The sequence below is a fragment of the Vibrio aestuarianus genome (assembly GCF_012395185.1).
GTDB lineage: Bacteria > Pseudomonadota > Gammaproteobacteria > Enterobacterales > Vibrionaceae > Vibrio > Vibrio aestuarianus.
Map to the genome: position 1 here is coordinate 85,069 of NZ_JAAZTU010000015.1, position 14,230 is coordinate 99,298.

Below are 14,230 nucleotides of genomic sequence, written 5' to 3' on the forward strand. Positions count from 1 at the left end.
ATTTAGGAGATTTTAAATCAACATTAGGCTAACTGATAAAACCATCTCTATAATAGATACATAGCAAAATCCAATTAGGGACTGTATATATGCCGCTAATTTCTTCGCTAGATGGAGCAGACCTGTTACGTTTCTTTTCAGGAGATAATGAGCTATTGCAACTAACCATTGATGTTTTGCCGGTTCCTATCTTTTACAAAGATACTCACGGCGTCTATTTAGGGTGTAATCGCGCCTTTGAAGAATTTATTAAAATCACAAGACAGCAGTTGGTGGGGCGCAGTGTTTATGAGCTTTTTGATAAAGACCTAGCGGATGTTTACCAAAAAGCGGATATCGAATTGTTCAACGATCCTGGAATACAAGTCTATGAAAAAAAGATTCGTACTTTCGAAGGTAATGATATTTATGTGAAATTTCACAAGACCAGTTTTAATGATGTACAAGGGAATGTTGCTGGGCTTATTGGGGTGATATTTGACATTACTGAGCAAAAAATACTCGAAGAAAAGTTGCTTAAAAAAGCAGCCTATGATGAATTAACCGGTCTTTATAACCGTTGCCAAGGTTACGCAGTTGCGGAAAAACTGATCTCCCAAGTCGAAGAAGATCAGCAAGTTGCGATAATTATGATCGACGTTGACCATTTCAAACGCATAAACGATACCTTCGGTCATCTAAGCGGTGACGAGGCACTACGTCATATAGCACACACATTTCAAACGCACAAACACGAATCAGATACCGTCATACGCTGGGGCGGGGAAGAATTTCTCATACTAGTTACGCTGTCCGATGCAAGTCATTGCGTCGATAATATGGCAGCAATCGCTGAGCACTACCGCAGTGTTATAGAAAACCACCCTTTGCCAATGTACAGCGGTAAAGTAACGATCACCATCAGTGGTGGGGTCAGTTGTTATACCGGCCAAACATTGTTGGAAATGATTAATGAAGCTGATAATTTGCTGTACAAAGCGAAATCGCTAGGTAAAAACCAAATGTGTGTTCGTTGACCGTATAGGTGTGTTGAGCTATTGCCGATGGTTTTATACGGGGAGTAGGGTAATCGTCGATACTATAGAAAAATCGTTATACGCGTCAACATATCACGATTAAGGAGTAATAATAGCGGGTGGAAGTTTAAGGCACATACTTAAAACTAAAAAGGATCTAAGTGCAGATGCTTAGATCCCTTATCTTTATATTAGAAACTTAAACGGGACTGACGTTTTCCGCTTGTGGTCCTTTTTGACCAACGGTAACTGTAAAGCTTACACGTTGACCGTCAGTTAGGTTGCGGTGACCTTCACCAACAATAGCGGAAAAATGTACGAATACATCCTTGCCTCCATCCTCCGGTGTAATGAAACCAAATCCTTTATCTTGATTGAACCACTTTACCGTTCCGTTTACTTTATCACTCATAATCTTACTCTTGCTTTAGTTTGAAGGTTGCTAACCAATTGCAACGTAAACAAATTAGCGAAAGTGTCATAGACAAGCTAATGAAGTTTCTGTGAATGTGATGCTCGCATGGTTGTATATCACATTTTATGTGTTTGCTTGGTAAATAGAATGTTGGAGATATTGTTTATTGAAAAGTGACACTGTTACATTTCAGTTCGATTACGACCATTTTTTTTCGCTTTATAGAGCACTTTGTCTGCCATTTTGATAACTTCTTCTGGCTTGTTCGCTGACTGATTATCAGCCACACCAATACTGATGGTAATCGAGACTATATTTGATGAGGTTTTCTTCGCCCGTCTTTTTAAACCGGTTTTATCATCTTTCGGTCTGGCATCCGTATCGCGTATCGACATTTGATATTGTTCGATGTCATGACGTAACGCTTCTAAGTATTCGTAGGCTTGTTGGCTATCTTTGCCTTTAAAGATGACCGTGAATTCTTCACCACCGTAACGGTATACACGAGCTTTACCCTGTACAAGCAATAGACGACTGGCAACCAATTTTAAAACATCATCGCCAGTATCATGCCCATAACGGTCGTTAAACTGTTTGAAGTGATCAACATCAAGCATCGCAATTGCGTATTTACGTCCCAAATATTTCAAATCAAGATCCAAAGCATGCCGACCTGGAATATTGGTTAAGCGATCAATGAACGCCATCTGATGTCCAGCTGAAATAAGGTATAAAATCAATAAGATACCGGCCAGCGAAAATAAAGTGCTTGATATATAGTTGATGTCAAAAAAGATGAAGGTAACCGCGCAAAGCAGAATATTGGCGTATATACTTACATCCAGAATACGGTTTCGTGTCAGCACCAAAATTGCTGAAATTCCAATTAAAGCGGCAAGATATAAAACCAATAGGATTGGTAACTTCGATACTTGTGGTATCGCAACAAGAAAGGCATCGCTGAAATTTTTAAATCCACCATCACTCACGTAAAGCAAGATGATACTGACCCAAAGGATAAACAGTGCCAATATTACGATATATAGCCCGAATGTTTTACTTAAAACGGTCGCATTACTGCCAAGCGCGTGTGGAATAAAGCATGATATCGGCAGTAAAATACTGAGCAGTGATAGCTCAAGAAACGTGGTTCCTGAAGATAATGGCATCTGTAAACGCCACTGTATGATTGCGTAGCCCACTAGCATCGCCATGGAAACCATGGCTAAACGTCCTTGCTTAAATATATGCCCTAATGCTATCGCTACCGCAAATAATATGTATGGTAAGTTTTCGGCAAAACCGCTATTCGCTTGGGTGACAAGGATGACATTTTCCATTCCTAAAGAGACCATCGTCAATAAAACGATTGGGAAACCAAAACGAAACCAATGAGATGACACTAAACTCGATGACATTTAATAATACGATGCTAGCTTATAAGGCAGAATAAGAACTGGTAACAAAGTGAGTAGCATACTTTTATTTAATGAATTGCCAAGCTTTTTGCTAAACTTAGGTGATAAAAGCGAGTGTCTGAGCAAACTTTACACGCTGAAATATACGATCTGTTGGATAAAAAAGTCATCGTAGACTAAGTTATTGGTACTACAACAATTAAGGCAAAACTTAACCAGTAAAAAAATTTAAGGGGCGTAACGATGCAGATAAGTGTCGATGTTCATAACTACATGGAAACGCTAGTAGGGAGAGTGCTTGCGGAAGACTTTTATATTGAACATTTTAGCAATGAGCAATTAGCAGACTTAGCATGCTTGGCCTTAGGTCAATTACGACCAGTTTATATAAGACACGATATTGATTTTTTATCCGCACTGCCTGAAGAAAGGTTAGTCACCCTTAAGGATAATGCCCGTATTGCTGTTGAATCTGCGCAAAGCTTGATCATCAATGACCGACGCCAACATCGTGAAGATGACATTCCCGTTATTGTAGGTCAATTGAGATTTGATGACGATATTGAATTAGAATGGTTCGAGAAGCCACTTATTGAATCGAACAAACGATAGAGGAGTAGATGTGGGTTTTTTATCGCGTTTATTTGGTAGTTCCAAAAAACAAGCCGTTGAAACAGCGGCAGAGCCAATCGAATATAAAGGTTTTTTAATTTATCAAGCGGCCATTGCAGAGTCTGGACAGTATCGTGTAGCTGGTAGAATTGAGAAAGAAATCGGCGGGGAATTGCATAGCCACCGATTTATTCGTTCAGATGTACTTTCTAACCGCAATGATGCTGATGAGCTAATGTTGAAAAAATCACAAATGTTTATTGATCAAATGGGTGACAAAATCTTTTCTTAACGGGTTATACCCTTCCTATTTGAAGTTGCAGCGGTGTTGGCTACGTTCGCTCACCCCAATCACTTGCCACCTACCTGCAACTCCAAGTAGTTTGGGTATAAATCTCCGTTCAACAGTACGCAATTTGATAAAAATCATAATCATTAGAGCCATAAGTCGATATTCTTATGGCTCTTTATATATGAGAAGCATGGCTAATTTACTGTTTTCATAGAAATTTGTAACAGGTGGTTTGACCTCTGCTTTGTTGAAGTACCATTGTTTTTTGGTAGCTTAACTACGACAATCAGTGGTTTCTCACAGTTATATGTAATAACACTTTGTTTATTTATTACAAAAAGCTTGCAGTTAAGCGAGCGGTTAGATAAAAACAGAATAATCATTGTGCCAATAGTCAAGGAATAACTATGCAAATTGGTGTACCAAAAGAAACACTTGCGGGTGAAACGCGAGTTGCTGCTTCGCCGAGTTCGGTAGCGCAGTTAATAAAGTTAGGGTTTGAGGTCTTCATCGAAACACAAGCTGGTGCTTTAGCCAGTTTCGATGACGCTGCTTTTGAAGCGGCAGGAGCAAGCATTGTATCAGCACAAGATGTTTGGAATTCGGATCTTATTCTCAAAGTAAATGCCCCTATTGTTGATGCTGCAAAAGGCATTGATGAAATTGCATTACTCAAAGAAGGGACCAGTTTGATCAGTTTTATCTGGCCTGCGCAACACCCTGAATTGATGGAGCAATTATCCAGCAAGAAGATCAATGTGCTTGCGATGGACTCAGTGCCACGTATCTCTAGGGCTCAGGCGTTAGACGCACTATCATCAATGGCAAACATTGCTGGTTACCGAGCAGTGGTAGAGGCTGCACATGAGTTTGGCCGTTTCTTTACAGGTCAAATTACGGCAGCTGGTAAGGTACCACCTGCAAAAGTATTGGTAGCAGGTGCCGGTGTGGCTGGTTTGGCTGCCATTGGGGCTGCTGGTAGTCTTGGTGCTATTGTCCGTTCATTCGATGTTCGTCCAGAAGTGAAAGAGCAAGTGCAGTCAATGGGTGCTGAATTTTTGGAAGTCGATTTCCAAGAAACGTCTGGCTCAGGTGATGGCTACGCGAAAGAAATGTCTGACGAGTTCAATAAGAAAGCGGCAGAACTTTACGCAGCACAAGCTAAAGACGTTGACATCATCATTACTACCGCATTAATCCCTGGTCGCCCAGCTCCTAAGTTAATCACCAAAGAAATGGTTGATAGCATGAAAGCAGGTAGTGTTATTGTTGACCTTGCGGCAGCCAATGGTGGTAACTGCGAATACACCGTTGCAGATCAAGTGATTACTACGGCAAATGGTGTGAAAGTTGTTGGTTATACCGATATGGTCGGGCGCTTACCAACCCAGTCTTCTCAGCTCTATTCAACTAACTTGGTCAACTTACTCAAGCTACTATGTAAAGAAAAAGATGGCACTATCAACATTGATTTTGACGATGTTGTACTTCGTGGTGTTACGGTAGTGAAAGAGGGTGAAATCACCTGGCCAGCGCCACCTATTCAAGTTTCTGCACAACCTCAAGCAAAACCAGCTGCTGCAGTTAAACCAGAACCGAAAAAAGAAGAACCAACATCACCACTTAAGAAAGTCGTAGCGCTTGCTGCTGGGGTTGGGGCGTTTGCGTGGATAGCTTCAGTGGCGCCTGCTGCGTTTCTAAGCCATTTTACTGTTTTCGTTTTAGCCTGTGTTGTTGGTTATTACGTGGTATGGAACGTAACTCACTCTCTGCATACGCCATTAATGTCAGTAACCAATGCCATTTCAGGCATCATTGTGGTCGGTGCATTGTTACAGATAGGTCAGGGCAGTGGCGTTGTTACTTTCTTGTCATTTATCGCCGTTCTAATTGCAAGCATTAACATTTTTGGTGGCTTTACAGTAACCAAACGTATGCTTGAAATGTTCCGTAAAGACTAAGGGAGTAATATATGTCTGCAGGATTAGTACAAGCCGCATATATTATTGCTGCTATATTTTTCATCATGAGTTTAGCTGGTTTATCCAAGCAGGAATCGGCAAGAGCTGGTAACTACTATGGTATTACTGGTATGGCGATCGCGCTAATTGCGACTATCTTCAGCCCAGGAGCGGAAGGTTTCGCTTGGGTGATACTTGCTATGGTTATTGGTGGCGGTATTGGTATTCATTTCGCTAAGAAAGTAGAAATGACCGAAATGCCTGAGCTAGTAGCCATATTACATAGCTTTGTCGGTATGGCCGCAGTACTGGTTGGTTACAACAGTTACATCGATGCGCCAGTAGTGCTTGATCACGCTGAGCATGTTATCCACTTGGTTGAAGTCTTCCTCGGGGTATTTATTGGTGCAGTAACCTTTACAGGTTCAATTGTTGCATTTGGTAAACTTCGTGGAATCATTTCATCATCTTCACTTAATTTACCTCATAAACATAAGTTGAATTTAGCTGCCATCGTTATTTCGGCGTTGCTAATGGTCTACTTTGTTAAGCAAGACGGCAGTATGTTTGCACTATTGCTGATGACCTTGATTGCTTTTGCCTTTGGTTACCATTTAGTTGCATCGATTGGTGGTGCAGATATGCCAGTTGTGGTTTCTATGTTGAACTCATACTCTGGTTGGGCAGCAGCAGCAGCAGGCTTTATGCTAGCGAATGATCTATTGATCGTAACAGGTGCGTTGGTTGGCTCGTCTGGTGCCATTCTTTCTTACATTATGTGTAAAGCAATGAACCGCTCATTTATTAGCGTTATTGCCGGTGGTTTTGGTCAAGATGTCGTGGTAAGTGCTGACGTGGAATACGGCGAACACCGTGAAGCGAGTGCGGAAGACGTTGCTGAAATGCTCAAAAACTCTAAGTCAGTTATTATCACTCCAGGGTATGGCATGGCGGTTGCTCAAGCACAATATCCAGTTCATGAAATTACTGAAAAACTTCGCGCTCAAGGTATTAAAGTTCGTTTTGGTATTCACCCTGTCGCGGGTCGTTTACCTGGCCACATGAACGTGTTACTCGCTGAAGCAAAAGTGCCTTATGATATCGTTCTTGAAATGGATGAAATTAATGATGACTTTGCCGAAACCGACACGGTACTGGTGATCGGTGCAAACGATACAGTTAACCCAGCAGCGTTAGAAGATCCAAACAGTCCTATCGCAGGTATGCCAGTATTAGAAGTATGGAATGCACAAAACGTCATTGTCTTTAAACGTTCAATGAATACTGGTTACGCTGGCGTGCAAAACCCACTATTCTTTAAAGAGAATACGCACATGCTCTTTGGTGATGCTAAAGAGAGCGTAGACGCGATATCTAAAGCGTTGTAATCTTTAACGATGCAAAAGAAGCCAGCCTATTGCTGGCTTCTTTTGTTTAACCATTATCATTACTGACATTGATATAACATATCTAATGTATTGCTAGCAGATAATGATCTACAATTTTACCATTCAACCATTTGATGAATATACAACTTGTTTAAAGCGATCAATCAATTTTTATGGGGCATCTTCGCCCTGTTGCCAATTTATACTTATGCAGATTCGTTGCCTGAACGGATCGACCTGTTTGTATCGCTTTTTGACTACGATTCTGCCAGTGTTAGTTATGACATTCGGATCTTGCAAGCGGAATACCCGACGCGCCTTTTAACACCAGAATCTATGCTGCCCCAAACCGCTGAATACCCATTAAAAGATATTCAACTGTTATATAAATTATCACAAAGTTGTACTGGTAAATTACCTCTTAGCCCATTGATTACTGAACCTTTAGTTTTTACTCGAGCGCTTTGCAAAGGCACAAAATTGACGCAAAGGTGGTTTGCCCGCAGTGCTCTAATTCACCCTGGCGGGGGGAGTTATGCAGCACGTTATATTGGTAAACACCCTGATAGTACTGCCGATTTACAGAAATATATGCATATTCAAGAACGACCAAAAGCTAGCCATGACACTCTACTTGGTCGTTTGCAAAGCATGAATGAAGAGAGCATTACTGCACTTATTGCTGGCTCGACCATGTTCGTAGAGAACAAAGATCTCTGGCTGCGAAAAGGTGATGAATATTACATTTTCGATGAAGATATATGGTTAGATAATGCTAGTAAGGCCGGCCTTAGCTATGCCATGTCCTCACAAAGTTCTACCTGCTTTGTGCAAAGAGGGAATATCTGCTGGGATGTAGAAGATCACTCTAACATTTTACGCATAAGCATGGTGGTGCTTGTTATCGCCAATATTATGCTCGTTTTGGGGTGGTCGGCTTATCGCTGGAATTCAAAACGGCAAGAAATGAAAAGTCGCATGTTAGTGCTACAGATTCTAACTCATGAGCTGCGCACTCCTATTGCTAGTTTGTCACTAACAGTTGAAGGTTTTCGACGAGAATTTGAACAGTTACCCGCTTCTGTTTATGATGAATTTAGGCGACTTTGTGAAGATTCAAGACGTTTGAGGCAATTAGCCGAAGCAAGTAAAGATTATTTGCAGTCCGATAACAAACCTCTTGCAACAGACTGGGTTCTTTCTGTAGAAGAGTGGTTACAATATAAAGTTGAAGAAGAGTTCAAAGAAGTGATTGAGCTCGAGATAAACAAAGATATAGCAGCTAAACTGAATGTGTATTGGCTGGGGACCTGTATCGATAATTTGATCCGAAATGCCATAAAATATGGTGTTGCACCGATTAAATTGCAGGTTATAACAAATAAAAGTTCCATTACGATAAAAGTCACTGACCAAGGTCAACTGACCAATAAAGACTGGCGAAGTGTACGTAAACCATTTGTGAGTAAAAGTGGCCTTGGTTTAGGCCTCACGATTGTAGAATCCATGGTTGGTCGGATGGGTGGTAAAATGAAGCTTATTGGACCACCAACCACATTTATATTGGAGATCCCCTGTGAAACAGACATTGCTTCTCGTTGAAGATGATAAAAACCTAGCTGACGGTTTACTGGTTAGCCTTGAGCAAGCTGGGTATGACTGTTTACATGCAGAAACGATTGCAGAAGTTAAGCAGCATTGGGATAGTGCTGATCTGGTTATTTTAGATAGACAGCTACCGGATGGCGACTCTGTTCAATCACTGCCGGAATGGAAAAAGATTAAAGAGGTTCCCGTCATTTTGTTAACCGCCTTGGTTACTGTGAAAGATAAAGTGGCAGGACTCGATGCAGGAGCAAATGATTATCTAACCAAACCTTTTGCTGAAGCCGAGCTGTTTGCTCGCATCCGCGCACAACTTAGATCTCCTGAAGGTGAAGGACAAGATGATGCTAAGGTTATCACCCCAAATTTAGTTATCGATAAGTCAACTCGCGAAGTCTTTTATAAAGATGAATCGATAACCTTAACTCGCACTGAATTTGATCTGTTGTTATTTTTGGCCAGTAATTTAGGGCGTGTATTCACCCGCGACGAATTGCTTGATCACGTTTGGGGGTATAATCATTTCCCTACCACACGAACCGTGGATACGCATGTATTGCAATTAAGACAAAAGCTTCCCGGCTTAGAAATTGAAACACTACGCGGCGTCGGTTATAAGATGAAAGCGTAATGTATCAATTACGAACCGTTTTACTTGGCACACTAGCTTTTAGTGTGCCAATAACAGTGCAAAGTGATGAGTGGTTTGATAAAAACACACCACTCACGCAAGCACACCAGCACTTGCTGAACAATGATTTACAAGCCATGTTTGATGCTTTAGTCGAAGTTTGGCAGCTCGAACAAAATCGCAACATCAAGAGCCATCTTAATAATCTATTAATCCAATCATTAACTACTGATTGTGGTAAAGGTTTAGACAAGCGCCCACTACCTGAATGGCTCAAATCTATCACTATAAATCGCCAAGATATTCAAAGCCCTGGCCGAGATGCCTATCGTGTCGCCGTTGATGTTACCTCAATCAACACTCTTGATAGCGTCGAGCTAACAGAGTGGGTGGATAGACCTATTTCCAATGTCAATTCACTCGATTCATATAACAATGGCAAGGATAGGAAAGAGCTTCGCTATGTTAAACGCTACGATCTAAACAGCAAACTATACCGTCTTGATATAACCGCTAGTGATCAACAGTCTTGGAGTGCATGGGTTATTATTGGTGAGCCTAAAGCAAGACAAGTCGTCCGCTGGGCTTCAAAAGATGAGTGGCAAATTGAAAAAAAAGCGCTACTAAATCCATACTGCCCATTACCTGAGTTGAATGTATCACTCTATGATTACGTCGATGGACAGTATTCTAAGTTGTGGAGCAAAAGCTACGTGTCTGAATATCCCAATTCTTTAGAGGTGACGAATTTGTCCTCCGATAGATATGTATTGGCGGTAACAATGACCAGTCAGCGTTGGCAAGGTCCGATCACGATTGAGCAATCTCAAGTTATCAGTAAAACATATGATGTTTCTGTGGATGAATAACTAAAGATAATAGACAATAGGCCGTTATAGACTTAAAGGAATTAATACGTTTATAACACTATGAAAAAATTCATCAAAACACTGCCATTAACAATCGCGCTGACACCTTCTTTAGCAGTAGCGGCAAATTATGCCATTGAAGCCAGAGGCGATGCGATGGGTGGCGTTGGGGTTGTATCTGCTAATTTTCTAACCGCACCTTTTTATAACCCAGCTTTGGTAGCCATTTATCGCCGTAACGATGATGCAGGAATGATACTTCCAAGCATTGGTATTTCCTACAATGATGAAGACAAAATGGTGGATGATTTAGATAGCATCTCTAGTATGCTAGATAATAAAAACTATCAAGATCTTCAGAAAACCTTAGACAATTTAGCAGGTGACAGCTTAAAAGCTGAAATTGGTGGTGTTGTTGCGTTTGCCATTCCGAATCAATTTATAGCAGCTAATCTATTTGCGAAAGCGTACACTGAAACTTTTGTTACTCCTGATATCTATACCACTGGTAGTACCTCTGTCGAAAACGCAGAATTAAGCGCTGTAAATGCGGTGTCTGTTGGGGTAACTGAAATTGGGTTATCGTTAGCCAAATATCAAACATTTTTAGGTCAACATATTGCATTTGGTGTAACGCCAAAACTGCAACGAATCTACACTTATGTATATTCAGCAAGTGTGACTGATTATGATATTAAAGATGTAAGAGACAGTAGCCAAGGTGAAACCATATTCAACCTTGATGCGGGTGCATTATGGTTTTATGGACCACTTCGCGTTGGTTTCTCGGCAACCAACCTTATTAAGCGTGATATCAATACACAGTCGTATACTAAAACACTGACAAGTAAGACTTCCGGACAAACAAGAGACATTAATCTTGGCTACGCATACCAAATGCGCCCATTGTATACCGTTGGTATTGGCCTAGTTGCCGATTATGCAACATTAAGTGTTGATTACGATCTTAATGAAGAAAAACGTTATACAAACTTTGAAGATAACACGCAAATGATCCGCATTGGTGGTGAAATTGACATTTTACGTCAATTAAAACTAAGGGCAGGGTACAATAAAAATTTAGCATACGACAATTTGGATGGCACCATTACCGCAGGTATAGGAATATCACCTTTAAACCTTTTTCAGTTGGATTTGGGGGCAAGCTACACTAATGAAAATGCTATGGGTGCATACATAAATTTCCTTGCTAGTTATTAACGCAGTCTTTATAGTCAGGCTCCTCAACATCAGGAGCCTTTTTTATGTTTGACGATCTCCCTACGTTATCCCACCAAGAACAGCAAGAAGCCGTTGAAAAAATCCAGCAGTTAATGACCCAAGGTATCAGTACCGCAGAAGCGATAAAAATTGTTGCTACTGAAATCAGAGCAGAAAAAGCGGCAGAAAGTAAAGAATAACGATAACAGGGCACTTATTTAGTGCCTTTTTTTTGCGCCTATCTCAAATCCACCTCAGAAAAACCCCATCTAAAAAATCAATACAATCTATTTTCAATGTCCATATAATAAATAAAAACAATGGGTTACCAAGGAATAAAACACTGGCAAGTTATTCTGACAACTGATGAGCGTAATAAAATTACAGAAGTAAGTTCTTCCGTCATTCTAGTTAATTGCTAGGCAGTGGATAATGCCATATCGAGACACTGTCACTTTAAAAGTAAAACAAGCAATCAACTTCAAGTTATTTGGATATATACTGAAATCAGTACGCCAGAGAGTAATAAGTTGACCTTAAGTGTTGGGGTTACGTCACTTAAGGTTGATGCTGATAATATTGACAACATTCTGCACCGTGCAGATCAGCTTCTATACAAAACGAAAATCAAATAAATAACCAGTAAAGACTTTGAAGTAATTACGGGCGTTAGCGAACCATAACTATAGTGCGCATTATTTGCGGTTATGGTTAATACAGTTGCATACGCATTAATTATAATATCTCTCGTTTCTGAGAGATATCACCATGAAGTATCACGAAATGACCAAAAACTTTGTTTTTCGTGAATTTGAGTGCAAATTAAGTGAAGAAGAGACCGCAAAACTTTGTTTTAAAAGTGTGACCGTGGTCAAGGGGTGGGATAAAGGAAAAGAGATACCAAGGGAGTGTAAGCGACTAATGAGGATGGCGAAAGGACGCGAACTCAGTTCATGCACAACCTGGGAGCAATTCAAAATGCACTATAACAGAATGGAATTGCCGACAGGGCAGCTTGTAACACCCCAAGAAATTTTAGCCGGTATAGCGTTGTTAGAAATTGAGGCGGTCAACGATGTGAAAACACTATCTAAGCTGCTTAAATTCGCGAGAGCAATCAGCAAAATAAAGGAATAAATTAGCCCCGTAAGGGGCTTTTCAGTAAGAATCAATAGGTAATTTGAGTTCTTCTAAGACTGAAACTAATTCTTTGTTTTCTCTCATAAGCGTTGAGGACTTATAACTTAAAAACTGCATGCTTATGAGCAATAAACGAAGTAAAGAAAACTCAGTGAAATTAATCATAGTTTCCATATGACTTTTGCGTTCCTCCGAAGTGAAACCATTTTCATCGGATAGTTTTTGAATTATTGTCTTAGTGATAACAAAAAATACACGCTGAGTATTATAAAGCTTTTCATCAGTATCAGCCTGTAAGATCATGTCTTTGATTGCCTGATTAGATACCTTTGCATTTCTTAACTCTACCACTTTAACTTCAAGTTGGCGTACGGCCATGACTCCTGAATACGTCTGACCATCGAATGTTAACCTAAAATATTCAAAAGACTCTCTCTGAGCGCCCAATAAATTAAAGAAATGAGTTTCAAAAGACCTTAATTTCTCATTTTTTATGTTAAGCCTCGATTCTTCAAGTAGAGTATTGTTGGACTCGTTCTGTAAGTTAAGTGATTTAATCAGCATAACTAGAGAAATAAAGCTTAATAATGGACCTAAGACACCACCGACATAACCGCCGAACTGATTCCAATGATCGACATCATCGGAAAGTTTATACGAATGGAACTGAATACCATATATACCGATTACCAATAGGATACATACAACAGCGGCATAAGTGTAAAAGTTATTCTTCATTAGCTACTTCGAATCCAGAGATTAAATATTTTATGATATGCCCACTCTTTAGCCGTAGTGTGGTGGCAGTAATATCGATGTATTCCCACTTTTCAGATGGTACACCATTATTCTTATCAAGATTTTCTGAAAAACGTTTTCTAGCTGCTACACGAACTTCTTTATACGCAGATGGAAAACCGAATGCAACGGTTTCACTCTCACCCAGAATCAAAAGACGCCCATTTCCAGTGTTAATATTAAGGCGTGTAATACAGGCCCTCAAGTTGACAACCTCTTTGTTTGCTCTTGGTGTAAGATTAGTTTTGCTTTGTTGGCTAATAGTTATCACGTCACGTCTATCAAATTCACTCGTGTGCGTTTTTATTACGACATTATAGCCGTAAGTACTAGGTACTGATGTTGCATTTTGTAGCGGACTGCGTCTTAACTTCTCGATTAATTTATCTTGAGTTTCTGCTGACATTCCTCCAATCAAAGTTACAGCAATATCGGACAACGGAGGGGATTCTTGGTATAAAGCCTCGGAAATGAAATAGCTGATAACTTGACTCATGGTTTCATGACCAATTTTTCTTAATTTATCTTTTAACTCAGGATCTTCCGTACCGACTTCAAACACCAAGCCATAGGAACCTTCAAATGATTCCATCATTTTGTTGCGCACTTTAGTCGCGCTCGTATTTCTATGAGACACATGATCAGCTATCACAGCTTCCACAACGCTTCGTACTGCTTCCGAAGCTCCAGATATTGTTTCCAACCCCGTTTTCATATCTACTGCATGTTCTTCTGTTTGAATAATTAAGTCGAGTTTCATTTAGAGATCCATATTATGTGCGTCTATGCATTGCATAGAATACAAAATTTACAGTATATGAGGATATAGATAACTCATTTTTATGAATAAAGTGTGCCCTAACA

At 40.2% G+C, this 14,230-nt stretch carries 15 protein-coding genes; 11 read left to right on the forward strand and 4 right to left on the reverse strand.

All coding sequences use genetic code 11. The features are described 5' to 3' along the window. The first annotated feature begins 89 nt into the window (after positions 1–89). Positions 90–1,016 (forward strand): GGDEF domain-containing protein, encoded by a 927-nt coding sequence (locus tag HGG78_RS09265; RefSeq protein WP_172532714.1) that lies wholly within the window; start codon positions 90–92, stop codon positions 1,014–1,016. A gap of 199 nt (positions 1,017–1,215) precedes the next feature. Here the strand turns inward: HGG78_RS09265 and cspE are convergent, their stop codons facing one another. Both cspE and HGG78_RS09275 read right to left on the reverse strand, forming a co-directional pair. Continuing rightward, a complete protein-coding gene (gene cspE / locus HGG78_RS09270; RefSeq protein WP_053312090.1) occupies positions 1,216–1,428 on the reverse strand; it encodes a transcription antiterminator/RNA stability regulator CspE in 213 nt (70 codons plus the stop codon). A gap of 185 nt (positions 1,429–1,613) precedes the next feature. Next, positions 1,614–2,849, reverse strand: coding sequence for a GGDEF domain-containing protein (locus HGG78_RS09275; protein WP_172532715.1), 1,236 nt, complete (start codon positions 2,847–2,849; stop codon positions 1,614–1,616). 243 nt (positions 2,850–3,092) lie between these two features. Between HGG78_RS09275 and HGG78_RS09280 the strand changes: the two genes are divergently transcribed. The 10 genes from HGG78_RS09280 (at position 3,093) to HGG78_RS09325 (ending at position 12,565) form a co-directional block, all read left to right on the forward strand. After that, the gene (locus HGG78_RS09280) at positions 3,093–3,461 is read left to right on the forward strand and encodes a late competence development ComFB family protein (protein WP_053312092.1); all 369 of its coding nucleotides are present in this window, start codon (positions 3,093–3,095) and stop codon (positions 3,459–3,461) included. A 10-nt stretch (positions 3,462–3,471) separates the two neighbouring features. Continuing rightward, complete coding sequence (locus HGG78_RS09285) at positions 3,472–3,753, forward strand: HlyU family transcriptional regulator (RefSeq protein WP_053312093.1); 282 nt, start codon at positions 3,472–3,474, stop codon at positions 3,751–3,753. A gap of 407 nt (positions 3,754–4,160) precedes the next feature. Further along, a complete protein-coding gene (locus HGG78_RS09290; RefSeq protein ID WP_172532716.1) occupies positions 4,161–5,714 on the forward strand; it encodes a Re/Si-specific NAD(P)(+) transhydrogenase subunit alpha in 1,554 nt (517 codons plus the stop codon). Positions 5,715–5,725: 11 nt separating this feature from the next. Continuing rightward, a complete protein-coding gene (pntB, locus tag HGG78_RS09295; RefSeq protein WP_053312095.1) occupies positions 5,726–7,102 on the forward strand; it encodes a Re/Si-specific NAD(P)(+) transhydrogenase subunit beta in 1,377 nt (458 codons plus the stop codon). A 147-nt stretch (positions 7,103–7,249) separates the two neighbouring features. Next, positions 7,250–8,704 (forward strand): sensor histidine kinase VxrA, encoded by a 1,455-nt coding sequence (gene vxrA, locus HGG78_RS09300; protein ID WP_338114659.1) that lies wholly within the window; start codon positions 7,250–7,252, stop codon positions 8,702–8,704. Next, on the forward strand, positions 8,679–9,338 hold the full coding sequence (vxrB, locus tag HGG78_RS09305; RefSeq protein WP_053312097.1) for a response regulator transcription factor VxrB: 660 nt from the start codon (positions 8,679–8,681) through the stop codon (positions 9,336–9,338). Before vxrA ends, vxrB begins: the two co-directional genes overlap by 26 nt. Next, positions 9,338–10,207 carry a DUF2861 family protein gene (locus tag HGG78_RS09310; RefSeq protein ID WP_172532717.1) on the forward strand — a complete coding sequence of 290 codons (870 nt, stop codon included), beginning with the start codon at positions 9,338–9,340 and terminating at the stop codon, positions 10,205–10,207. The genes vxrB and HGG78_RS09310 overlap by 1 nt, the downstream gene beginning before the upstream one ends. 60 nt (positions 10,208–10,267) lie before the next feature. Continuing rightward, positions 10,268–11,428: a conjugal transfer protein TraF gene (locus HGG78_RS09315; RefSeq protein WP_172532718.1), complete on the forward strand. Its 1,161-nt coding sequence runs from the start codon at positions 10,268–10,270 to the stop codon at positions 11,426–11,428. 44 nt (positions 11,429–11,472) lie between these two features. Next, a complete protein-coding gene (locus tag HGG78_RS09320) occupies positions 11,473–11,628 on the forward strand; it encodes a YoaH family protein (protein WP_080996471.1) in 156 nt (51 codons plus the stop codon). Between the two features lie 568 nt (positions 11,629–12,196). Then, positions 12,197–12,565 carry a phage protein gene (locus HGG78_RS09325; protein ID WP_094133202.1) on the forward strand — a complete coding sequence of 123 codons (369 nt, stop codon included), beginning with the start codon at positions 12,197–12,199 and terminating at the stop codon, positions 12,563–12,565. Positions 12,566–12,586: 21 nt separating this feature from the next. Here HGG78_RS09325 and HGG78_RS09330 read toward each other — a convergent pair whose 3' ends face one another. After that, positions 12,587–13,306: a hypothetical protein gene (locus HGG78_RS09330; RefSeq protein WP_172532719.1), complete on the reverse strand. Its 720-nt coding sequence runs from the start codon at positions 13,304–13,306 to the stop codon at positions 12,587–12,589. Next, the gene (locus HGG78_RS09335) at positions 13,296–14,126 is read right to left on the reverse strand and encodes a hypothetical protein (RefSeq protein WP_172532720.1); all 831 of its coding nucleotides are present in this window, start codon (positions 14,124–14,126) and stop codon (positions 13,296–13,298) included. Before HGG78_RS09335 ends, HGG78_RS09330 begins: the two co-directional genes overlap by 11 nt. Between the last annotated feature and the right edge of the window lie 104 nt (positions 14,127–14,230).